The sequence below is a fragment of the Shewanella sp. UCD-FRSSP16_17 genome (genome assembly GCF_001675935.1).
GTDB lineage: Bacteria > Pseudomonadota > Gammaproteobacteria > Enterobacterales > Shewanellaceae > Shewanella > Shewanella japonica.
Genome location: NZ_LZFV01000024.1, coordinates 198,744 through 221,899 on the forward strand (window position 1 = coordinate 198,744; position 23,156 = coordinate 221,899).

Annotated in this window: 25 protein-coding genes and 1 pseudogene; 10 read left to right on the forward strand and 16 right to left on the reverse strand. The window is 41.9% G+C overall.

Annotation, left to right across the window (positions count from 1 at the left end):
- Position 1 precedes the first annotated feature (1 nt).
- Positions 2-1,483 (reverse strand): 4-hydroxy-3-polyprenylbenzoate decarboxylase, encoded by a 1,482-nt coding sequence (ubiD, locus tag A9267_RS12310; RefSeq protein WP_065109379.1) that lies wholly within the window; start codon positions 1,481-1,483, stop codon positions 2-4.
- A gap of 148 nt (positions 1,484-1,631) precedes the next feature.
- Between ubiD and A9267_RS12315 the strand changes: the two genes are divergently transcribed.
- A complete protein-coding gene (locus A9267_RS12315) occupies positions 1,632-2,234 on the forward strand; it encodes a hypothetical protein (protein ID WP_055023486.1) in 603 nt (200 codons plus the stop codon).
- A 502-nt stretch (positions 2,235-2,736) separates the two neighbouring features.
- On the opposite strand, the gene A9267_RS12320 is transcribed toward A9267_RS12315, so the two are convergent.
- The 13 genes and pseudogenes from A9267_RS12320 to A9267_RS12380 form a co-directional block, all read right to left on the reverse strand.
- A complete protein-coding gene (locus A9267_RS12320) occupies positions 2,737-3,006 on the reverse strand; it encodes a transposase (RefSeq protein ID WP_055023485.1) in 270 nt (89 codons plus the stop codon).
- 561 nt (positions 3,007-3,567) lie between these two features.
- Entirely contained in the window at positions 3,568-4,929 is a 1,362-nt protein-coding gene (gene mgtE / locus A9267_RS12325; protein ID WP_055023484.1) for a magnesium transporter, read from the reverse strand.
- A gap of 344 nt (positions 4,930-5,273) precedes the next feature.
- Positions 5,274-5,546, reverse strand: a complete 273-nt coding sequence (locus tag A9267_RS12330) for an HPr family phosphocarrier protein (protein WP_055023483.1) — start codon at positions 5,544-5,546, stop codon at positions 5,274-5,276.
- A 2-nt stretch (positions 5,547-5,548) separates the two neighbouring features.
- Positions 5,549-6,394 carry an RNase adapter RapZ gene (gene rapZ, locus A9267_RS12335; RefSeq protein ID WP_055023482.1) on the reverse strand — a complete coding sequence of 282 codons (846 nt, stop codon included), beginning with the start codon at positions 6,392-6,394 and terminating at the stop codon, positions 5,549-5,551.
- Positions 6,391-6,834, reverse strand: a complete 444-nt coding sequence (gene ptsN / locus A9267_RS12340; RefSeq protein ID WP_055023481.1) for a PTS IIA-like nitrogen regulatory protein PtsN — start codon at positions 6,832-6,834, stop codon at positions 6,391-6,393. Before ptsN ends, rapZ begins: the two co-directional genes overlap by 4 nt.
- A 2-nt stretch (positions 6,835-6,836) precedes the next feature.
- Positions 6,837-7,124, reverse strand: a complete 288-nt coding sequence (gene hpf, locus A9267_RS12345) for a ribosome hibernation promoting factor (RefSeq protein WP_055023480.1) — start codon at positions 7,122-7,124, stop codon at positions 6,837-6,839.
- Between the two features lie 24 nt (positions 7,125-7,148).
- Positions 7,149-8,633, reverse strand: a complete 1,485-nt coding sequence (locus A9267_RS12350) for an RNA polymerase factor sigma-54 (protein ID WP_065109381.1) — start codon at positions 8,631-8,633, stop codon at positions 7,149-7,151.
- Positions 8,634-8,837: 204 nt separating this feature from the next.
- Positions 8,838-9,569: an LPS export ABC transporter ATP-binding protein gene (gene lptB, locus A9267_RS12355; protein ID WP_055023478.1), complete on the reverse strand. Its 732-nt coding sequence runs from the start codon at positions 9,567-9,569 to the stop codon at positions 8,838-8,840.
- A gap of 194 nt (positions 9,570-9,763) precedes the next feature.
- A pseudogene (gene lptA / locus A9267_RS22055) lies at positions 9,764-10,309 on the reverse strand (lipopolysaccharide transport periplasmic protein LptA); the annotation flags it as partial.
- Between the two features lie 64 nt (positions 10,310-10,373).
- Entirely contained in the window at positions 10,374-10,934 is a 561-nt protein-coding gene (gene lptC, locus A9267_RS12365; RefSeq protein ID WP_055023477.1) for an LPS export ABC transporter periplasmic protein LptC, read from the reverse strand.
- On the reverse strand, positions 10,931-11,494 hold the full coding sequence (gene kdsC, locus A9267_RS12370) for a 3-deoxy-manno-octulosonate-8-phosphatase KdsC (RefSeq protein ID WP_055023476.1): 564 nt from the start codon (positions 11,492-11,494) through the stop codon (positions 10,931-10,933). Before kdsC ends, lptC begins: the two co-directional genes overlap by 4 nt.
- Position 11,495: 1 nt before the next feature.
- Positions 11,496-12,473, reverse strand: coding sequence for a KpsF/GutQ family sugar-phosphate isomerase (locus tag A9267_RS12375; RefSeq protein ID WP_055023475.1), 978 nt, complete (start codon positions 12,471-12,473; stop codon positions 11,496-11,498).
- Positions 12,474-12,541: 68 nt separating this feature from the next.
- Positions 12,542-13,504 carry a calcium/sodium antiporter gene (locus tag A9267_RS12380; RefSeq protein ID WP_055023474.1) on the reverse strand — a complete coding sequence of 321 codons (963 nt, stop codon included), beginning with the start codon at positions 13,502-13,504 and terminating at the stop codon, positions 12,542-12,544.
- Between the two features lie 207 nt (positions 13,505-13,711).
- Here A9267_RS12380 and A9267_RS12385 point away from each other — a divergent pair, with 207 nt between their 5' ends.
- The 7 genes from A9267_RS12385 to murA are packed head-to-tail and all read left to right on the forward strand — an operon-like array spanning position 13,712 to position 18,309.
- Positions 13,712-14,509 (forward strand): ATP-binding cassette domain-containing protein, encoded by a 798-nt coding sequence (locus A9267_RS12385; RefSeq protein WP_065109383.1) that lies wholly within the window; start codon positions 13,712-13,714, stop codon positions 14,507-14,509.
- Positions 14,496-15,281 (forward strand): lipid asymmetry maintenance ABC transporter permease subunit MlaE, encoded by a 786-nt coding sequence (gene mlaE / locus A9267_RS12390; RefSeq protein WP_055023472.1) that lies wholly within the window; start codon positions 14,496-14,498, stop codon positions 15,279-15,281. Before A9267_RS12385 ends, mlaE begins: the two co-directional genes overlap by 14 nt.
- Before the next feature lie 39 nt (positions 15,282-15,320).
- A complete protein-coding gene (gene mlaD, locus A9267_RS12395) occupies positions 15,321-15,791 on the forward strand; it encodes an outer membrane lipid asymmetry maintenance protein MlaD (protein WP_065109384.1) in 471 nt (156 codons plus the stop codon).
- A gap of 12 nt (positions 15,792-15,803) precedes the next feature.
- Entirely contained in the window at positions 15,804-16,463 is a 660-nt protein-coding gene (locus A9267_RS12400) for an MlaC/ttg2D family ABC transporter substrate-binding protein (protein WP_082972359.1), read from the forward strand.
- Positions 16,460-16,756: an STAS domain-containing protein gene (locus A9267_RS12405; protein WP_065109385.1), complete on the forward strand. Its 297-nt coding sequence runs from the start codon at positions 16,460-16,462 to the stop codon at positions 16,754-16,756. Before A9267_RS12400 ends, A9267_RS12405 begins: the two co-directional genes overlap by 4 nt.
- Positions 16,757-16,781: 25 nt before the next feature.
- Positions 16,782-17,033 carry a BolA family protein gene (locus tag A9267_RS12410; RefSeq protein ID WP_055023469.1) on the forward strand — a complete coding sequence of 84 codons (252 nt, stop codon included), beginning with the start codon at positions 16,782-16,784 and terminating at the stop codon, positions 17,031-17,033.
- A gap of 13 nt (positions 17,034-17,046) precedes the next feature.
- On the forward strand, positions 17,047-18,309 hold the full coding sequence (gene murA, locus A9267_RS12415) for a UDP-N-acetylglucosamine 1-carboxyvinyltransferase (protein WP_055023468.1): 1,263 nt from the start codon (positions 17,047-17,049) through the stop codon (positions 18,307-18,309).
- Positions 18,310-18,405: 96 nt separating this feature from the next.
- Here murA and degS read toward each other — a convergent pair whose 3' ends face one another.
- Together degS and A9267_RS12425 are read right to left on the reverse strand one after the other, a co-directional pair.
- Positions 18,406-19,482, reverse strand: a complete 1,077-nt coding sequence (gene degS / locus A9267_RS12420) for an outer membrane-stress sensor serine endopeptidase DegS (RefSeq protein WP_065109386.1) — start codon at positions 19,480-19,482, stop codon at positions 18,406-18,408.
- A gap of 236 nt (positions 19,483-19,718) precedes the next feature.
- A complete protein-coding gene (locus A9267_RS12425) occupies positions 19,719-21,071 on the reverse strand; it encodes a DegQ family serine endoprotease (protein ID WP_055023466.1) in 1,353 nt (450 codons plus the stop codon).
- 236 nt (positions 21,072-21,307) lie between these two features.
- Here A9267_RS12425 and zapE point away from each other — a divergent pair, with 236 nt between their 5' ends.
- Together zapE and rplM are read left to right on the forward strand one after the other, a co-directional pair.
- Entirely contained in the window at positions 21,308-22,420 is a 1,113-nt protein-coding gene (zapE, locus tag A9267_RS12430) for a cell division protein ZapE (protein WP_065109387.1), read from the forward strand.
- Positions 22,421-22,720: 300 nt separating this feature from the next.
- Positions 22,721-23,152, forward strand: a complete 432-nt coding sequence (gene rplM / locus A9267_RS12435; RefSeq protein WP_055023464.1) for a 50S ribosomal protein L13 — start codon at positions 22,721-22,723, stop codon at positions 23,150-23,152.
- Positions 23,153-23,156 lie beyond the last annotated feature (4 nt).

Here is a 23,156-nt window from a genome sequence, read left to right on the forward strand (position 1 = left end):
ATTATAGCGTTGGTGCATCATCAATACCTAATTCTTCCCAAATATCATCAATCTTTTCTTTCACTTTGGGATCCATCACTATCGGAGTGCCCCATTCTCTATCGGTTTCGCCTGGCCATTTATTGGTGGCATCCAGTCCCATTTTTGAGCCTAAACCCGCCACAGGTGAAGCGAAATCTAAATAATCAATCGGCGTATTGTCGACCATGACGGTATCGCGAGTTGGGTCCATGCGGGTGGTAATAGCCCAGATGACATCCTGCCAATCACGACAATTCACGTCTTCGTCAACAATAATAATGAACTTGGTATACATGAACTGACGTAAGAAAGACCAAGCTCCCATCATGACGCGTTTGGCATGACCTGCATATTGCTTACGAATTGAAATGACTGCCATACGGTACGAGCAGCCTTCTGGCGGCAGGTAGAAGTCAATAATTTCAGGATATTGCTTGCGTAAAATAGGCACAAAGACTTCGTTTAATGCCACGCCTAACATTGCCGGCTCATCAGGTGGACGGCCAGTGTATGTGCTGTGATATATGGCGTCTTTACGCTGTGTCATGTGAGTAACGGTGAAAACTGGGAACTTGTCTGTCTCGTTATAGTAACCAGTATGGTCGCCATAGGGCCCTTCTTCTGCCATTTCTTCAGGGTCGATATAACCTTCTAAAATGATCTCGCTGGTGGCTGGAACTTCTAAGTCACAGCTAATCGCTTTACAGACCTCAGTGCGTTCACCACGCAGTAAGCCTGCAAAGGCATATTCACTCATTGAGTCAGGTACAGGTGTCACCGCACCTAAGATGGTGACAGGGTCTGAGCCTAAAGCAACGACCACAGGGTAGCGCTCACCTGGGTGCTTTTCTTTGAAATCTTTAAAGTCTAATGCGCCGCCACGATGATCGAGCCAGCGCATAATTAATTTGTTTTTACCCAGTAACTGCTGACGGTAAATACCTAAGTTTTGGCGTTTTTGGCGCGGGCCTTTAGTGATGGTTAAACCCCAAGTCACCAAAGGTGCAACATCACCAGGCCAACAATGTTGAACAGGTAAGCTGGTTAGATCCACTTCATCGCCAGTGATGACGATTTCTTGGCATGGTGGATTACGGACCGTTTTAGGCGGCATATTGAGTGCTTGCTTGAATTTTGGGATTTTCGCGATCGCATCTTTAAAACCACTAGGCGGCTCTGGCTCTTTTAAGAATGCTAATAACTCACCGACTTCACGTAGGGCGAGAGGATCCTCTTTACCGAGTGCCATGGCAACCCGTTTTGGAGTGCCAAATAAGTTCACTAAAACAGGCATAGATTTGTCTGTTGGATTTTCAAAAAGCAATGCAGGACCGCCAGAACGAAGCACACGATCGGCAATTTCCGTCATTTCTAGATTAGGATCAACAGGATAACTAATACGCTTTAATTCACCATTGGCTTCGAGGTGATCGATGAAGCTACGTAAATCCTTAAAACTCATGGCTAATTCACTCTTTTTATAATCGCTCTTTGGGGCGCACTATAGCATTTATATAATATTGGGTTAAGCCAAGATTATTGGTTCAGTGGCTTTTTAGGGTAAACTGATATTAATTGGCTTTGTGATCTTTCAGCCTAGGAGCGATCAAATGGCAATATTCAGTCAACCTCACCGATTGTCGATGTTATTCGTATCAATAAGCCTGACTCTGGCTATTCTGCCTTCACATGTTATGGCTGAATCTTTTCGTACTTCTTCAATGAGCGCTGTTGCTACAGAAAATGGTGCTAAACATCGCCATTCGGCTGGCAGTCATCGTTATGATCGTTATTCAGGTTCGTCAGTACGCTGGGGAGTCGGTTACAACAATTATTGGGGACCCAGTATTGGCGTAGGATGGAGCAGTGGTTGGAATAACCGCTGGTATAACCGTTGGGGCTATAATGGTTGGGGAGGAAGATGGGGCAATGGTTGGCGTTATCCTTATCGATACGATTATTACGACCGCTATTACCGTGATCGTTATATGAACAACCAATCCCGTAATAACTATGTTGAACCAGTCACAGCAGTTGAAGCGCCAAAACGAACAACCACTAGCATTGAGTATGCAAAGGGGATTAGCAAGTTGCCAGACAATGCACGAGTGATACAACGTGATGGTCATACCTACTATGAATGGGATGGTCATGAGTATTATTTTGACTGGTCGACTGAACGTTATTTTGAACTTGAAAAAGGTAAGCAATAATTAATCATTGTTTTAAAGCCCGTCGCTCATTCGTTGGCTGTAGCGCTGTATACTGCGCCTAGAAAGGTAAAAGCCCTAATGAATCCATTTCATTAGGGCTTTTGTTTGCATTGTCTTTCGACATTTTATCGTTACATATTATTGTTATTAGACCCTGTAACGTACTTCAAAATAGCCATTGCTGTCTACGGGGAGTTAAACAGCAATCATTATCTTGAAACTTTTACCTGACTTGCAGGCTGTGGCTGCCTATTCTTAACCTTACTCTTGTAACGCTAAGCGTTAGGCTAAGCCACGGTATAAAATTGACAAGAGAGGTGGGGGAGAGAGATTTTCGCTGGGGGACGAAAATAACGCATCCTTTCTTGTCGGAACTGCCTTCAAACGATGAGTTGTTAGCGCTCAATGTTTGAAAATAAAATTGGAAAGAAAAATCACTGCGATTGTTTAGCTTCCGATGGGGACGAATGCTAAAGTCATTTTTCTTTCCGAAACGTTGAATTTAATGTCCTTTTACAGACACTAATTCTTGATTCAGTTGAAATAGCCTTTTCTGCAAATTTGCTATTTCAGTTGCAATTTCAGTGGCTAAATCTTGTTGTTTGCTCACTGATTTTAGAGGTTGTTTTCTTTTCTTCACCCATTGGTAAATGGTTTTTGCTGACACATTATATTGCTTGGCAACATCTGAAATTAATCGATTATTGTCTTTTACTTCCTTGATTACTTGTTGCTGTAATTCATCTGGATATATTCGATTTAGTGTCGTCATCATTGTTCCTACTACTCAATTTTGTTAACCACGAACCTTCATAAAATTAAGAGGTTTTTTAGATTAATGATTATTATCAATATCCCAGCTGCTCAATCCAAGGTGATGGAAGAAGTGCCACTGATATTGACAGTTTTCAATGAAAATTCTTAGATAATTCATACTTAACTCCCTGTATTACATCTCTAATCGAGTCATAAATTGGTCAAAAATGCATCTACCTCTAAGGTGGTATATATCTATATGGAATAGTCGTGCCAATTTTGAAATAAATATTTTATCGTTAATTAACAGTTGGTTAGTTTTTTAGTGTGTTAACTCTAAAAAATGCGTTGTGTTACATTGGTGCAAATTATCCATTTTGGTGCAAAGTGGTGATTTATTGGTAAATTTAATTTACCAGACTTTTTGAGCGTCATTTCTAGTGACATTAACGGTAAACCATTATCACTTAATCAGTATGAATGAGGAGTGTTACAGTGAGTCGTTTATGATTTAGAAGGATTAAAAAATCCATGCCGTTTGGCATGGATTTAGTGAGATGCGAAGGTCGGGTATCGACTACATTAAGAAGATCGTCGCTAAACCTAAAAAGGCAAATAGGCCGATGACGTCGGTTACTGTGGTAAGCACCATACCACCTGCTAATGCAGGATCGATGTTCAACTTTTTCAGTAAGAGTGGGATACTGGCGCCTGCAAGACCTGCAACAGTCATATTGATTAGCATGGCGCCACCAATCAAACCACCTAAGGCCATATCGTCTTTCCACAGCCAAACGGCAAAAAATACCAACACTGACCACATGATGCCGTTAAGGAAACCAATGGCTAACTCTTTGCCTATTAACCAGCGAGAGTTACTTTGACCAATATGCCCAAGGGCAATACCACGAATGACCAAAGCTAATGTCTGGTTACCTGCAACGCCGCCCATGCTCGGAACAATGGTCATTAAAATGGCAATAGTGGCAAACTGCTCAAGGGTACCTTCAAACATGTTACTGACAGAGGCAGCAAGTAAAGCGGCAAATAAATTGATTGTTAACCACAAAGAACGTCGGAAGGTACTTTTCATGACGGGACCGAATGTGTCCTCGTCATCATCCATCCCCGCCATCCCCATCATGGAGTGCTCGGCATCTTCACGGATAACATCGACGACGTCATCAATGGTAATACGGCCTAATAACTTCTGCTGTTCATCAACGACAGGGGCTGAAATCCAGTCATGACGTTCGAATAACTGTGCCACTTCATTATCTGGCATATCAACAGGGATACTTTCAAGCTCCGGATCCATGATGCTGCGGATCGTTTCGCTAGGGTTACAGGTTAATAGATCGGCTAAACGGACCCCGCCAAGTACATGGTCGTTTTTGTCGACCACATAGAGTGTATCTGTCGTATCGGGTAAATTGCCTCGTTGGCGTAAGTAACGCAGTACCACATCAATATTCACGTCAGGACGCAAAGTCACGGTATCGGTATTCATGATACTGCCGGCAGTATCTTCAGGGTAGGATAACGCTTGTTCAACTCGGTGACGGTCTTGGCTACTCATCGATTGCAGTACTTTCTTATACACTGCATCTGGCAAGCTACGTAAAATATAAGCCAGGTCATCGGTGTCCATTCCTGATGTGGCTTGCGCAACTTTTTCAGGTGTCATGCCACTGATAAGCGAATCTTTTAACTCTTCACCGAGTTCTTCAAGAATTTCACCGGCTTGCTCTTGGTCGATAAGTTGCCACAAAACTTGGCGTGTTTTAGGGGGAGATGACTCAAGAATGAGGGCGACATCAGAAGCGGCCATATCATGCAGCATATTGCGCACATGCACAAACATACCACTACCAAGTGCTTGGGTGAGCTGATTTAGGCGCTGTTCTGTAAGTTCGCTATCTATCACTTCGATACTCATTCGCCACTCCTCAAAAATTCGATTGCTAATATTAACTTAACAGTGTGTAAAGGGAGAAGCAGTTTCTAATATGGCGTTGATTGCTGTATAAAAAATAAGCAGGTTATGGTGTGGGTCATGAGATTATTATAGTTAACTATCACTGTTTGTTGTTGATAATTTGCCGTTGATTGTTTTAATGCGCTTTGAGCAGCGCAAAAGCTTAGTTTAAGCGTATTCCCGAGTAGGATATGAGGTTAATAAAGCATGGCTGTTAGCGGTTTAAAGTCGTAAATTTCAATGTTTTGCTAGTAAGTGATAACTAGCAACGAGTTGGCCTGAAAGCGTTAAATCATATAAAAGGATTAGCTTTCTTCGTCAAATTTGTCGTTAATCAGTTGGCAAACCGCATCTAGTGCTTGCTGCGCATCAGGGCCTTCAGCCTGAACAGTAATCACTTTCCCTATACCACTTTCTAGCATTAACAACCCTAACACACTCGCAGCGCTGGCTTGTTTGTCACCTTGAATCAAGGTAATGCTGGCTTTAAATTCCGTAGCCAATATAGCTAATTTTGTTGCCGCTCGAGCATGAAGCCCAAGTTTATTACTGATGGTGATTTCTCTGGAGATATTCATCGTCACAGGTTTAGCTCTCGGTGACGAGCGCTAACTTGGTGTTTACTGTTACTGAAGCGCTGTGTGAGTTGATCTGCAATATAAACCGAGCGATGCTGTCCACCTGTGCAGCCAATCGCGATGGTAAGGTAACTGCGATTATTGCGCTCAAGGTGCGGCATCCAAGTATCAAATAAATTCTCAATCTGCCAGATGAACTTATTGACTAGGGGTTGTCTGCCTAAGAATTCTTGTACTGGTTGATCAAGACCCGTTAATGGTCTTAACTCTGGCTCCCAATGTGGGTTTGGCAAAAAGCGGACATCAAACATAAAGTCGGCTTCAGTAGGCATACCGTGCTTGAATCCAAATGATTCAAAGTGAATGACTAATTCTTTATCAACACTGCCCATAAGAATTTGTCGGACTTGATCGCTCAAATCGTAAATATTCAGCTGAGATGTGTCGATGTAGTGATCAACCATTTTGGCGATTGGCTCGAGCAATCGACCTTCAAGTTGAATCGCTTCTTGTAATGAGATTTGATTTTTTGACAGCGGGTGTAATCGACGTGTTTCACTGTATCGTTTAAGCAGTACTTGATCATTGGCATTTAAAAATAAACTAATGATCGTGGTATCGTCGGACAACAAAGCGATTTGCTGCTCTAATACTTTGCCTTGCTCTTCGATATTACGCACATCAACACTGATGGCGACAAGTTCGTTATTTCCTTTTAGCTGCTCTAGTAGGCTGCCAATCAGTGGGAGAGGCAGGTTATCAACACAGTAATAACCTAAATCCTCTAACACTCTTAAAGCAACTGACTTACCTGAGCCCGATCGTCCTGATACGATGACAAGTTTCATGCAGTAATAACCTGATACAGTTCTGTAGCGTCATGACTCTTTCGAAGTCTTTTAAGGATGAGTTTATCGCTTAATTTCTCAGCCATACTTGATAACGTGCTTAAGTGTTGCTGACATTGCTCAGAAGGAACCAATAAGGCAAATAAAATGTCTACTGGCTTCTTATCAATAGCATCAAAGTCGATAGCTTCTTCACATTTGATCAAAATAGCGATCGGCGATTCAATGTCGTCTAAACGCCCATGTGGAATCGCAATGCCATTGCCGATACCTGTGCTACCCATTTTTTCACGTGCTATTAAACTTTCGAAAATAGCTTGTGAAGATAGAGTAGGGTACTGGTCAGCCATTAAATTGCTGATAAGTTCCAGTACCTTTTTCTTACTGCCCGGAGTGGCACAGGTAGTGCACGCCGGCTGCAGGATGGTGCGAAGTTCCATCGTTAGTGTTTAATTAACTTCTCTTTGTGTTTAATTACCTGACGGTCTAATTTGTCTATCAGGGCGTCAATTGCGACATACATATCTGCGTTTTGAGATACGGCAAAAACTTCACCTCCTTTGAGGTGCAATTTAGCTTCGGCAATCTGTTGTAACTTTTGTACATTGAGCACAACGTGAACATTATTGATCTGTTCGAAGTGACGTTCAAGCTTTGAAAACTTAGTTTGCACATACTCACGTAAAGATTGAGTAATTTCGATATGGTGTCCAGTCAGGTTAATTTGCATAGATCATCCTCCAATAACAAAGGCTTATAAGCTTTTGCGTTGGTTTGAGGGAGGGATGAGCATTGCTTCACGATATTTGGCGATCGTACGCCGAGCAACATTGATCCCTTGTTCTGCCAGTAGCGTCGCCATTTTACTATCGCTAAGTGGCTTTTTCTGGTTTTCTGCGGCGACCAGCTTTTTGATAAAGGCTCTGATTGCTGTAGAAGAACACTCTCCGCCATCATCGGTACTTACGTGGCTAGAGAAGAAGTATTTTAGTTCAAAAAGGCCGCGAGGGGTGTGCATATATTTTTGAGTTGTAACCCGTGAGATGGTCGATTCATGCATCTCTACCGCTTCGGCAATATCATTTAATACCATAGGCTTCATGGCTTCTTCGCCGAACTCAAAGAAACCTTGCTGGAATTGAACAATACAATTTGCCACTTTTAACAGGGTTTCATTGCGGCTTTCAATACTTTTAATAAACCATTTGGCTTCTTGTAAGTGACCGCGAATGAATTGGCTGTCAGCTTGATTGGCTGAGCCTTTTGCCATGGCCGCATATTGCTGATTTACGCCTATTTTAGGCATATTATCTGGGTTTAATTCAACGACCCAACGGCCATTCTTTTTAAACACTGTGACATCTGGGATGACGTACTCATCTTTGATTGGAGTAATTTGTAACCCTGGGCGAGGGTTCAGTGTTTGGATAAATTGAATCGCTTCGCGTAAATCATCTTCTTTAAGCTTGGTTTTACGCATTAGTAATCTGAAATCACGGCCTGCTATTAAATCTAGGTGTTCAGATATCAGTAATTTTACATTTTCTATGCAAGGGATTTCGCTTGGGTATTGTCCCAATTGAATCATCAAACATTCGCTTAAATTTCTTGCAGCGACACCCACTGGATCAAAATGTTGTACACGCTTTAATACGGCTTCAACCTCATCAAGTTCAATATCCTCAAGACCGAGTGCATCGAGAATATCTTCTGTTGATTGGGTTAAGTAACCTCTATCATCAATTGCGTCGATGATGGCTGTCGCAATGGCGAGGTCATTTTCAGAAAATGGGGTTAAGTTTTTTTGCCATTCTAAATGTTCGTACAAACCTTCAGTCGTTTCACCTTGAAATGGCATATCGTCATCACGGCTTACAGCGCCAGAACCTGAGTTAGGAGAGGCGGTGTAGACTTCATCCCAAGTGGTATCCATTGGTAAGTCTTCAGGCATGGACTCTTTCGTAAGTGACTCTGTGGTATCGACTGATGAGGTGTCTTTTTCTACGCTGACTTGGCTGTTATCGCTAAAATCGGTGTCAGTTTGCTGAGCATTGTCTTTGACTGGTTCTTTTGCTTTGGCAAACTCATCCTCAAGCTCAAGAAGAGGATTTGAGTCAAGTGCTTGCTGAATTTCTTGCTGTAGCTCCAAAGAGGAAAGTTGCAATAAGCGAATGGCTTGTTGCAACTGCGGGGTCATTGTCAGGTGTTGACCCATTTTAAGTTGGAGTGAGGCTTTCATTTACCGCTTATCCCTAATTGAATTTCATCATCGCGACTACAATGTTATGGGTCTAGCACTTTTGTAAGTGTTAGCTAGACTTTAACCGAACTTGGGTTCTACTTTGCCAAAAATTAGCGTTACGTTTTGAGTCTAGTGTATAACGCTAAAAAGTGGGACTGGTTGGCCGCGAAAATGCCATGCTTGTACACTAAAGAATGCTAACTATAGCTTGAATTGCTCACCTAAGTATACTGACCTGACTTGCTGATTGTCTAAGATCTCAGCAGGCGTACCTTCAGCAATTAAATCTCCGTGGCTGACAATATACGCACGCTCACATACATCAAGTGTTTCACGGACATTATGGTCGGTAATCAATACGCCAAGACCACGATTTTTTAGTTGTTGAATAATTTTCTTAATATCTATCACAGAGATAGGATCAACACCCGCAAATGGTTCATCTAATAAAATAAACTTAGGATTGGCGGCTAAAGCGCGTGCTATTTCTACACGTCGACGTTCACCACCTGATAGAGCCATACCTTGGCTGTCACGAATATGGGTAATATTGAACTCTTCTAATAAGTGCTCTAACTCTTCGATTCGTTGCTCACTCGATAAGGTTTTACGGGTTTGCAGCACTGCCATGATGTTATCGTGCACAGTGAGTTTTCTAAAAATACTGGCTTCTTGAGGTAAGTAACCAATACCTTTACGAGCACGTAAATGCATTGGGTCTGCAGTCAAGTCGTCAGAATCAATCAAAATACGACCTTTATCGCTTTTGACTAAGCCAACAACCATATAAAAGGTTGTGGTTTTACCTGCACCATTTGGCCCTAAAAGACCAACAATCTGACCCGTTTTAACGGTTAGGCTAACGTTTTTGACAACTTGGCGGCTTTTATAGCTTTTTGCTAAGTTCTCAGCTGTTAAGGTAATTTGTGTCATTATTGCTTTTGCTCTGCCGCAGGGGTCGTTATGTCTGCATTGGTTGAGTTTTGAATATCAGATTCTTGAGGGGTGACTGATTCAAGGAGGGCATCAGTGTTAGTTTCAACAGCATTTGCCTCAGGAGTCACTGTTTGATTCTCAGTTACATTGTTAGATGCATTGTCAGTCGTATCAGCATCTGGGTTATCAAGCGAATCATTATTTTCTAACGGCGCTTCGTCTGAGTTATCAAGTTCTTCGTTTTCTTTATTCAAGTCAGGGTAATTTTCTGGCTGAAAAATTGTGATAACTCTGTCTTTTCCTTCACCTGTGCTTTCAGCGATCAGTTGCTGTTTATCAATATTATAGCTAATGAGATTGCCAGTAACCTGACTGCCTGCTTGGTCAAGTTTTGCATTGCCTTTTAAGGTTAAAATACTGGTCGAAAGCTCATATTTTATTTCGTTTGCACTTGCGGTACCGATACGGCCATCATCGAGTTCTTGTGAGAATGTGGCTGGATTACCTGTCGCAATCATGGTTTTTTTGCCACCCGATTCTTCACTGAATGCACGTAATTGATCGGCATTAATATTAATGGTGCCTTGCGTCACATTCACTGGGCCGAAGAAAATCACTTGGTTGTTTTTAATATCTGCTTTTTGGCTGACGGCAGCAACTTTAAGCTCTTGTTGTAAATCACCTTCTTTGGCATGAACGCCGGTGACTGTCACTAAGCTCAATCCCATTAGGCTCATACCCAGAATACTTTTTCTAATAAAGTCTGTTTTCATAAGCTTATTGAGTGAAAATGTCAGTGTTTTACTTTGCTTCATATGTTCCTTCTACCTGACTTAAAAGCTCTAACTCTTCGGCATTTAAATCAGCATAAAGGCCTAAGCCTTGTATTTTAAAATCTTGTCCTGAGACATTAATCTGTCGATCAGACGTCATGATCATGGTATTTAAATCTAACGCAAGCATACTTGTGGTTAGCGATTGTACTGGTTCATTGATGTTTATTGCATCAATAATAACATTTTTTTCTAGCACCACTTTACCAGTTTCTTTATTAAGCTTGCCTAATTCAGCGGTTAATTGCCACTCAGCTTCGCCGTTTTCTGGATAGATAAGGTATACAGGCTCAGTGAATAGGGTTTCATTGGTTTGCTGAAAGTGTTCCATGTGTTTTGCTGACACCCGGCTTTGTACTAATCCTTGCTCGTTAAATTCTGTGCTTCGTAAGTCATTAGCGATGAATTCTGGACGCGCGGGATCGGGAAGCTTATTGGCTTCCATTTGACTACGCTTCACTTGCACTTGCCAGTATAAAACTAATGCTGCACCAAAGAAGCCGAGAATAGCGAGGGTGGTACGGCTCATATACTCATTCCGTGGGCTGTTTCGAATTTGTCTTGGCTAACAAGCAGTAAATCAGTTAACTCACGTAAAGCGCCGTTACCGCCATTAATGCGAGTGATCATTTGGCAATGTTGTTTTACGTATGGGTGACCATCTGCTACGCAAACAGCTAAGCCCACTTCTTTCATAACGGGTAAATCAACCATGTCATCACCGATATAGGCAACTTCATCTGGCGTTACATTATAAATACTGAGTAACTCTTTAAATGGTGTGAGCTTATCGTCTACCCCTTGATAGATATGGCTAACACCTAGCGCCGTCATTCGATTTTCGACAATGGCAGACTTTCGGCCTGTGATAACGGCAACACTGATACCGCTAGTTAAAATCGATCGAATACCGTAACCATCACGGGTATGGAAAGCTTTCAACTCTTCGCCTGCGTTACTTAAATATATACGCCCGTCAGAAAAGACCCCATCAACATCACAGATCAGGAGTTTGATTTTTTTAGCGCGTTGCCAAATATCGTCTGATACAGGGCCATATAATCCTTGATGAACTTGACTATTCGACATATTAAATGACTCCTGCTTTTACCATATCAAGCATATTAAGTGCGCCAATTGGGCGTTGATTTTCATCAACAACAATTAAGCCGTTGATACTTTTTTCATCCATCACTTGTAAGGCCTGTGCTGCTAAAATATCAGCTCTGATGGTAATGCAATTAGGGGTCATCACTTGTGAGATTGGCGTGGTGCGTAAATTGACTTCGGCATCAATCACTCGGCGTAAATCACCATCGGTGAAGATACCGACTAACTGTTGGTTATCATCAATAACGGCAGTCATGCCTAGTCCTTTATTGGATATTTCGTATAGTGACTCAGTGATGCAAACCTGGCTATTAACTTGCGGAACATCGCTTCCTTGATGCATGACGTCTGATACTTTAAGTAAGAGTTTACGTCCTAATGATCCACCTGGGTGTGATAATGCAAAATCATCACGAGTAAAGCCTCTGGCTTGCAATAATGCGACGGCTAGGGCATCTCCCATTACCAAGGTTGCGGTAGTGCTTGAAGTAGGCGCCAATCCTAATGGACAAGCTTCTTCTGGTACTTCAATGCAAAGATGCAGTTTAGATAATCGCGCCATGTTAGATTCAGGCTTACCCGTGATCGCAATCACTGGAACACCCATGCGCTGAATAACGGGTAGCAAGGTTAAAATTTCACTCGACTCACCAGAGTTAGAAATTGCTAAGATAATATCATTTTTAGCCAGTGCACCTAGGTCACCATGGCTTGCTTCACCTGGGTGAACAAAAAATGCAGGCGTTCCTGTGCTGGCCAAGGTGGCTGAAATCTTATTGCCAATGTGGCCTGATTTACCCATGCCCATGACAATCACTTTACCTTTGCACTGCAAAATTAGTTCACAAGCTTGGCCAAAGGCATCTGAATCAACGTACTGATATAAGTTATCTAACGCTGTTTTTTCAATATCAATGACTTGACGACCCCATTGACGCAACTGTGTTTGATTTATCATATGTTTCTCGTTTTTTTCCAATGCTAATGAGTCTTTAACAATGGTGAGTGACCCATCTTTATGCCCCGTTATTGAGATTGAAATAAGACAATCTGGTACGCAATAAAGACGACTAATAATATGGCGCCATGCCAGCGAGTTAATTGTTTCTTCGCTCCACTTGATAATACGAGCACAGCAAGGGCTGCACTGGTACCAAGTGTCATGTAAAAATCACGGCCAGCAGCATTGGCATCTATTTCCCCTGGGGCAATCAATCCTGGTATAGCAAGTACCGCTAGGATATTAAACAGATTCGAACCCACAATGTTACCAATTGCGAGATCATCTTCTTTTTTTAATACGCCAGCTACGCATGCTGCTAATTCAGGCAAGCTTGTTCCCACTGCAATAATGGTTAAACCAATGACTAAATCTGATAACCCAAATGTCTTTGCAATGCCTACCGCGCCGGTTACCATCCAGTCAGCAGAAAGCGGTAGCAAAACCATGCCAACAATAATCCAGATAATAGCATGTAATGTAGGTACATTTTTAGGGATCTCTGCATCAGATTCGTCAGATAATGGATCTATTTGCTTATTTCTCAGTGCTTGCCAGATGAAATAACCCATTAACGAGAAGAAAGCGACCAAAAGCACTGTGCCTTCAAATCGGGTTAGCATACCGTCATGAATGAGGTATCCGGCTAACACAGTTGCCGCTAACATTAACGGAATTTCACGTTTAAGGGTTTGTGAGCTAACTGATATAGCACCTAATAGTGCTGTAATACCAAGAATTAAGGTGATGTTAGCAACATTTGAACCTAGAACATTTCCAACGGCAGTATTGCTCATCCCTTCCATCGACGCTGTTGCAGCCACAAACATTTCAGGAGCAGAACTTCCCATGGCCACAATGGTTAATCCAATCAGCATTGGAGGTAGGCCAAGGTTTCTAGCGAAAGCGGCTGCGCCATATACGAAGCGATCTGCGCTCCAAACTAATACGCCTAATCCAGCGATTAGCATTAAAATATTAAAAAGCATGTGGTTCCAAAACGTGTGTTAATAGCGATATTTGTGCAGGATTTTAACAAAAATATGAGCTGATGCGATAATTGTTGTGGATTGTAACTCATGGTGATTGATTTGTTGTAGGTTCTTACACAATTTCGTACAATTCAGCTCTACACCACATGCGCCAGGAAGGCTATTATTTCTTCAATATCCGATTCCAAATTATTAGATTCAGCAATGCCATTGGTCGAAGTTCGCCACATGGGGTTCAATCGTGGATCACGTGTTATTTTTGATGATATTTGCTTGAGCATTCCCAAAGGGAAGGTGACAGCGATTATGGGCCCGAGTGGCATCGGAAAAACAACCTTACTCAAATTGATTGGTGGCCAGTTAACGCCTAACAGTGGTGAGGTACTTTTTAGTGGTGAAAATGTTCATCAATTAACACGTCCGCAATTATTCGAATTACGGAAACGAATGAGCATGCTTTTTCAAAGTGGTGCGTTATTTACCGATATGAATGTATTCGATAACGTCGCATTTGCCCTGCGAGAGCATTCAGGCTTACCTGAAGAGCTTATTCGTAAAATTGTGTTAATGAAGCTACAAGCGGTTGGACTTCGAGGCGCAGCAAAGATGCACCCTAATGAACTGTCTGGTGGAATGCAGAGAAGGGCAGCGTTGGCGCGGGCAATTGCACTAGAACCTGAAATGATTTTGTATGATGAACCATTTGCAGGCCAAGATCCTATTTCCATGGGTATGCTGGTGAAATTGATAAGCGAATTATCAGATACCTTAAATTTAACTTCAGTGGTGGTCTCTCATGATGTGGACGCCGTGCTGAGTATTGCCGATTATGTTTACGTCATCGCGGAGAAAAAAGTCATTGCTTCAGGAACTCCTGAAGAATTACGTGCTTCTGATAATCGTCAAATTGAGCAATTTATCAAAGGTAATCCTGACGGCCCTGTGCCATTTCATTTTCCTGCCGAAGATTACCAACAGGAGATGCTCAATGGGAGTGATTAACCGCATTGAAAACATCGGTCGCTACGCATTAGATTTTATCGCTGGTTTAGGGCGAGCTGGTCTTATGCTGTGGGGGGCAATTGCCCATTTACCTAGGTTGCAAAAAGGGCTTCCTTTACTGCTCAAGCAAATTTATGTGCTTGGTGTGCGCTCAATGGTGATTATCGTCGTATCAGGTCTATTCATAGGTATGGTGTTAGCGCTTCAAGGTTATACCGTACTTGCTGATTTTGGTACTGTTGAAAGCCTAGGGCCTATGGTTGCCTTGAGTTTATTGCGTGAACTTGGCCCAGTGGTCACAGCTCTTTTATTTGCAGGTCGAGCGGGTTCAGCATTGACAGCTGAAATTGGATTAATGAAATCTACCGAGCAATTGTCTAGTCTTGAAATGATGGCCGTTGATCCGTTAAAGCAAGTTATCGCACCTCGCTTTTGGGCTGGAGTGATTTCAGTGCCATTATTAACCATGATGTTTTGCCTTGTTGGAATATTGGGTGGTCATTTGGTGGGGGTAGAATGGAAAGGCATTGATAGCGGGTCTTTTTGGTCAATTCTTCAAGCGTCGGTTGAGTGGCGTCAGGATATTGTAAATTGCTTGATTAAAAGTACCTTCTTCGGTGTGGTTGTGACATGGATTTCTTTATATCGCGGGTATGAAGTCACGCCAAACCCTGAAGGGATAAGCAAAGCCACTACCTCGACCGTGGTGCAAGCAAGTTTGGTCGTACTCGCATTAGATTTCTTGCTGACTGCAATCATGTTTGGTCAGTAGTCATATTTTTAACGTTCATAAATTAAGTGGTTGAAGCGTATGTTGACAAGGAAAGTAGAATTATTCGTAGGCGTATTTTTGCTCGCTGGGCTGCTGGCATTTTGTATTTTGGTATTCAATGTTGCCAACGTAGAACTAAAACCCAATCAAGCTACCTATACTCTAAAGGCAGAGTTCAACAATATTGGCGGGTTAAAAGTACGCTCGCCAGTTAAAGTTGGCGGAGTTGTCGTTGGCCGCGTGACAAATATAACTTTAGACACTAAAAAACTTGTGCCCGTGGTAACGTTAACGATGGACAAGCAATATGATCAATTCCCTGAAACCAGTAGCTTATCAATTTTAACCTCGGGGTTACTTGGGGAACAATTCTTAGGCTTAACTCCAGGTTTTATGGATGATGATATAGAGATGCTAGCGGATGGCGATAGAGTCCATGACACTCGTTCAGCATTAATATTAGAAGATTTAATTGGGCAACTTCTGTATAGCGTTTCTTCGAAGGATTAATAGGAGAGTATCATGAGCCAATTTTTCATACGTTTATGGCGTGTTTGTGTCTTATTCGCGGTCATCATTTTTCCAGTACAGGCTAGCGAAGTGATCGACACCCATGACCCTTTTAAATTAGTCCAGCAAGTATCCAGTAAAACCTTTGAACGTTTTGATGCTGATAAGGCGCTCATTGATGCTGATTTGAGTCATTTGAAAGTCATTGTGCGCGAAGAGTTAATGCCTTATGTGGATTATAAGTATGCCGCTTATAAAGTTATGGGGCAGTATTTACGTGACACCACACCAGAGCAACGAGAGCGTTTTGTTGATGCATTTGAAGGGTATCTGGTTGCGACTTATGCGCAAGCGTTCACCGAATATACTGGACAAAAAGTGCAATTTTCTCCAGCTAGTGAATTCGAAAATGAAAAGTTTGTTGATGTAAATGTGCAAATCATTGAAGACGGTCGTCCGCCAATTAAGGTGATGTTTAAGGCTAGACGCCTAAAAGATGACAGTTGGAAAGCATTCGATTTAGTCGCTGAAGGGGTCAGTTTGCTGGCATCTAAACAGTCAGAAATCACCAACCTTATTCGCCAAAAAGGGGTTGATTCAGTGATTGAGATGCTTAAAGAGAAGACCCAGCAAGAAATCAATTACAAACAGGATAAGGAAAATGCTGCGTGATTGAGTTTTTACAGCAAGGTGACATTTGTGAAATTAAAGGGCAACTAAGGCAAATAGAGGTCATCGATTTATGGCCAAAACGACAAGAGTTGTTTACTGATTCGACTCAGGTGTTAGACTTGTCTGCTTTAGAGTATGCCGACAGCGCAGGCGTCGCTTTTTTACTTGAGCTGGTTAGTTTAGGTAAAAGCAGTAAAAGCACCACTCAGCCAAGGAGATTGGCACATCCGAGTAAACATCTAAAAAGACTCATTGAGTTATATGATTTAGAATCCTTTTTTCTAGAAAACTAGCATTGAATTTAAGGTAACCAATTTCATGGATTGCAAAGTAATCGAGCAGATTTTAACAGAAGCACTAACGATTGATGAAGTGCATGTCACTTCAGATGGAAGTCATTATAAAGTTGTTGCCGTTGGCGAATGTTTTGATGGCATGAGCAAAGTAAAGCAGCAGCAAACGATTTATGCACCATTAAATGACCATATTGCTAGTGGTGAATTACATGCGCTGACCATCAAAACATTTACGCCGACACAGTGGAAGCGTGAAAAATTATTTAATATGTAATTAGAGAGTCAGTGTGGATAAATTAACAATTAAAGCCAGTAAGCCACTTTCTGGAGATGTCACTATTTCTGGTGCTAAAAATGCGGCATTGCCGATTCTATTTGCTGGCGTGCTTGCTGAAACTGACTTTATCGTCTCTAACGTACCAAGTTTACGCGATGTAAATACCACGTTTAAATTACTACGATGCTTGGGCGCAGAAGTCACAGATTTAGGTAACAGTAAATACTGCATCTCAGCTGCAAAGCTTAATGAGTTTTGTGCACCTTACGATTTAGTCAAAACCATGCGCGCTTCGATCCTAATTTTAGGGCCGTTGCTGGCACGTTTTGGTACTGCAGATGTGTCACTGCCTGGCGGCTGTGCTATTGGTGCTCGTCCAGTGAACCTTCATTTACAAGGCTTAGAGCAAATGGGCGCTAAGATTGAAGTAAAAGAAGGCTACATTAAAGCTCGTGTCGATGGTCGCTTAAAAGGTGCGCATATCTTTATGGATATGGTGAGCGTTGGGGCAACCGAAAACTTATTGATGGCTGCAGCATTAGCTGATGGTGAAACCATTATTGAAAATGCTGCGCGAGAGCCTGAAATTAATGATTTAGCGCATTGTTTGATAGCGATGGGAGCTAAAATTTCGGGTGTCGGTACTGCTACATTAAAAATTGAAGGTGTTGAGCGTCTTTCAGGGTGTGAGCACCGTGTCATGCCTGATCGTATTGAGACAGGTTCATTTCTTGTTGCTGCTGCAGTGACTCGTGGTAGCGTGCGTTGTGTCAGTGCCGATCCCTCTTCGCTTGAAGCTGTACTTGCTAAGTTAGAAGATGCGGGGGCAGAAATCACTACAGGTGAAGATTGGATTGAGCTGGATATGAAAGGCAAACGTCCAAAGGCCGTGAATATAAAAACGGCTCCTTATCCTGCATTCCCAACCGATATGCAAGCTCAGTTTTGTGTGTTAAATGCTTTAGCTGAAGGAACGAGTCATGTGACTGAAACGATTTTTGAAAATCGTTTTATGCATGTACCTGAACTGAGCCGTATGGGCGCAGAAATGGAACTTGAAGGTAATACTTGTATCATTAAAGGTATTGAGCGCATGAATGGTGCTCAAGTGATGGCGACTGATTTACGTGCATCTGCCAGCTTAGTGATTGCAGGTTTAATGGCTGATGGGATTACTACAGTTGATCGTATTTACCACCTTGACCGTGGTTATGAACATATTGAAGAAAAGTTCAAAGGGCTAGGCGGCGAAGTCGTACGTGTCTCTGAATAGACTAACGTGATTAGGCTTTTAATAAGCTAAAGACTATACCCATAAAAAACCGCTCATTGAGCGGTTTTTTATTTAATTGAATTAAGTGTCTTTTTATTAGCTATTTTCTGGTAACTTTTCGCCAATAATCACAGGCAGTTCAATCGGCTTGCCTTCACGGATAATGGTAATGTTAACCTTATTGCCTGGTGGTGTTTCCGCGATTCTATCCATGAGCATTTCAACACCAGGAACGCTTTCTTCTGCGTATTGAATAATGACGTCGCGTGGTTTTAAAGTCGCTTTAGCTGCAGGGCCATTAGGATCAACCCCTGTTACTAGTACACCTTTAAGATCGGGTAGGTTTAAAATTTGCGCCATCACTTGGCTGAGGGGCTCGCCAGAGATCCCTAAAGCACCGCGGATCACACGGCCATTTTTAATCAGTTTACCCATAATGCTATGGGCAAGCTTGATAGGAATAGCAAAGTTAATTCCGTGTCCACCGCCTTCTGCGCCAATCTGAAATGCGGCAGTATTAATACCAATTAATTCCCCACCTGTGTCAATTAATGCCCCACCTGAGTTACCGGCATTAATCGCAGCATCTGTTTGTAAAAAGTCTAAATAACCTGAACTGAGTCCATTTCGACCTGTGGCACTAATAATGCCTTGAGTAATGGTTTGTCCTAAGTTGTAAGGATTACCAATGGCAAGCACAACATCACCCACTTGGGCTGGGTTATTAAGATTAATCGGAACGATTGGTAGGTTATCCCCTTCGATTTTAAGCACGGCGATATCAGTGATTTGATCTGAGCCCACGACTTCTGAAGTAAATTTTCGCCCATCTTGTAAGGCAATGACGATCTCATCAGCTTTTTTAATAACATGGTAGTTGGTTAAAATATAACCTTCTTTACTCATGATAACGCCTGAGCCGAGACCTTGAAGTGAACTGGAATTCAGTGGGCTATTTTGATCTAAACTGAGGCTATAAATATTGACAACGGCAGGGGCTGCTCGGCGAACCGCGCTCGCAAAAGACAATTCGTTATTTTGATGAGTAACAGACAAGCCATTGTTAAAGCTGTTGTTATCAGTAAAACGAGTCACTACTAAAAACACAGCAGCCATGACGAGGCCAAAAACCACGGCTTTTGTTAAGTATAAGATGCTGTCTTTAAGATTCATTGGCCAACTAAATTAGTTAAATTAATCAAGGATATTACCACGCTTAAAAAAATTAAGCATCGTGACTAAGCCACGATGCTTAATTAGCACTATAAATCTCAGTTTTTAATGCAGCGTTAATGAAGGTATACACCTGTCAAACGACACCATTGCTAGGTTAATATCATAGCAGTTATTACCTTAATGCCTTGTTATTAAAGTTTGATATACCTTTATAAAGCTCGCTGTCATTCAGGCTATCTTAATACAAGGTACATTAGCTTATTATCACGTAATATTTTTAGTGCCACTGCGCCTTGTTGGTTTTTCAGCTCTTCTTTAAGTGAGTTTAAGTTTTTCACCTTGCTGCGGTTTAAGCCCACTATCAGATCGCCTTTTTCTAGGCCGTTACGAGCGGCCGGCGACCCCTGTGCAATATCGGTTATTTCAATACCTTTACTGCTATTAGTAAGTTCAGCCCCTTCAAGCATAGGGTGTAAAGCATCAGCAGCTGAGCCGGTACTGCTTGTTGATTCTCCTAATATTACGTTAACGGTTTCTTTGTCCCCGTCTCGAATGATGCCGATGTTAACTTTAGCACCAGCGCCCATAGTGGCCACTTTGGCTCGAAGTTCTTGGAAGTTTTTGATTTTCTTCCCGTTTACGCTGACAATAATATCGCCAGCTTCAATGCCTGCATCATCGGCTGCACTATCTGGCATCACTTCGCTAATAAAGCCACCATGTTGGGTTTCAAGGCCAAATGCTTTAGCGAGTTCATTATCTAAATCTCGGCCTGTTACACCTAGCACCCCACGCTTGACTTCACCATGCTCGATAATTTGATTAATGAGGTTATTAACCATATTGGCAGGAATAGCGAAACCAATACCGACGTTACCGCCACCTGGAGCGACAATGGCCGTGTTAATACCAATCAGTTCACCGTTTAGGTTGACGAGTGCACCACCAGAGTTACCACTATTAATAGCAGCATCGGTTTGGATAAAGTTTTCAAGCATTTCGATGCCAAGCCCGCTGCGACCCAATGCACTGACAATACCGGATGTGACAGTTTGACCTAAGCCAAACGGATTACCAATTGCAATAGCAAAGTCGCCAACACGAATGTCATCTGAATTGGTTTGTTTAATCGCTGTCAGGTTTTTGGCTTTAATTTGTAATAAGGCGATATCGGACTCGGGATCTGAGCCTATTAATTTAGCATCAATTTCGCGGCCATCATGTAAACCGATTTTAATTTCATCGGCGCCATTAATTACATGGTTATTAGTCACAATGTAACCTTCTTTTGCATCAATAATGACACCAGAACCTAGACCTCTAAATGGTCGTTCACGTACTTGTTCTTGAGGTGCGTTGGGGCCAAAGAAATATTTAAACACATCAGGAATTTGCTGTTTTGAAGTTTGAGTACCACTAACCGCAACTGAAACCACAGCAGGGGTTGCTTGTTCTAACATTGGCGCTAGGCTTGGCAATGTTTGACCATCAACTGCATGAGGCATCGCTGCCTGTGATATAGCTGGCATTAACGATAAAGAGGCAGTTAATAACGCTGCAGAAAGTAAAGTTAATTTTGGCTTCATTGATTGTAACTCCTTGAAAATGAAATCTGTGTCATACACGAAAATGGCTTTTCGCTTATGCGTAATAAATGATTCCCGTTAACACGTATTGAATATATAACCTCGGAGTGGTGCAAAATCCAATAAGTTCAGGCTTTATTAACAAAGGTTAATTTTTTGTTGTTCTAAGCGTTACCTCAATTGAGGCTGCATGCTATGATTGCTGAGAATTTTCAGCAGTATAGAGAGTCGTATTCGTGTCTCAGTTAAGCCCATGGCAGCATTATCAACAAGATTTAACCCGTGAAGGTTTTTCTCATGACTTAGCACAAGAGCAAGCTGTTAAGTCATTACAAAGAGTGTATGAAGAGCTTATAGCTGCTGATACTCAAACCTCTGGCATGACTAAACTATTGAGCGCTATTGGTATTAAAAAATCCGCACCTTCAGTGCAGGGGTTATACCTTTGGGGCGGTGTAGGCCGTGGTAAAACCTACCTTATGGATACCTTCTTTGATGCTTTACCGACAGATAAAAAACTGCGTGCTCATTTTCATCGGTTTATGCATCAGTTACATCATGATTTAGGTGAACTGGAAGGAGTGCAAGACCCGTTAATCAGCATTGCGAAGAAAATGGCTCAACAATATAAGATTATTTGTTTTGATGAGTTTTTTGTTTCTGACATTACTGATGCGATGTTATTGGGAACCTTGTTTCAATACTTGTTTAAAGAAGGCGTTGCTTTAGTGGCAACATCTAACATTATTCCTGATGATTTATACAAAAACGGCCTTCAACGTGCGCGCTTTTTACCTGCGATTGCATTAATTAATCAGCATTGTGAAATTTTAAACGTGGATTCAGGTATCGATTACCGTTTACGTACACTCGAGCAAGCTGAGATATACCATTTCCCATTAGATGAACAAGCTGATACAAACTTATTGACTTATTTTGGCCAGCTTGCCCCTGAATCAGAGGTGCTCACAGACGCTATCGAGATAGAAGGGCGTTTAATTGATATTCGTCAGCAATCTCAAGGCGTGCTATTAGCTAATTTTAGAGACTTGTGTGATGGGCCAAGATCGCAACGTGATTATATGGAAGTGGCCAGACTCTATCACACGGTTTTATTAAGTGGTTTAGAGCAGATGGGCTCGTCTACAACCGGTGATGATATTGCCAGACGTTTTCTGGCGATGGTAGATGAGTTTTATGAGCGTAATGTTAAGCTGATTATCTCTGCAGAAGTGGCGCTGGAAGCTATTTATATCGACGGCTTATTGGCTTTTGAGTTCAGGCGTTGTCGTTCACGTTTAATTGAAATGCAATCTCATGATTACCTGACTTTAGAGCATCTCCCTTAATAGTGGCTCGTTTATATATTAAGCCGTCTGTTGATATGTAATTTCGCTTAAAAAATCGCATATATAATGTACATTAATCAAGAAATCACCCATCGCGGTGATTTTTTTATAAAAGTTAAAAAATTAGGTGATTTTTAACTCAGGTTTGTCTATAATCCGCCACCTGCCCTCGTTACTCCACCGAATTTGGGTGGACGATTTAAACCAATTTCAGCTCGAAGGGGCTTTGAAATGGTCATTGTGTTGATTGCATGAGCAGTCAATATTGAGACAGAATTTTAAACATTGGGTTTTTGTAAAATGAAGACTACATTTACTGCTACACCAGAAACAGTCACTCGTGACTGGTTCGTCGTTGATGCTGAAGGTAAAACTTTAGGTCGTATCGCTACTGAAATTGCTACTCGTTTACGCGGTAAGCATAAGCCAGAGTATACTCCTCATGTTGATACTGGCGACTACATCATCGTTATTAACGCTGAAAAAGTTGCTGTGACTGGTAACAAAGCTAAAGGCAAAGTTTACTACTCACATTCAGGTTTCATCGGTGGTATTAAGCAGATTACTTTTGAAAAGCTGCAAGATCATAAGCCTGAAATGATTATCGAGAAAGCAGTTAAGGGTATGTTACCAAAAGGTCCATTGGGCCGTGCTATGTTCCGTAAGCTTAAAGTTTACGCTGGCACTGAACATAACCATGCTGCACAACAACCTCAAGTTCTTGATATCTAATACG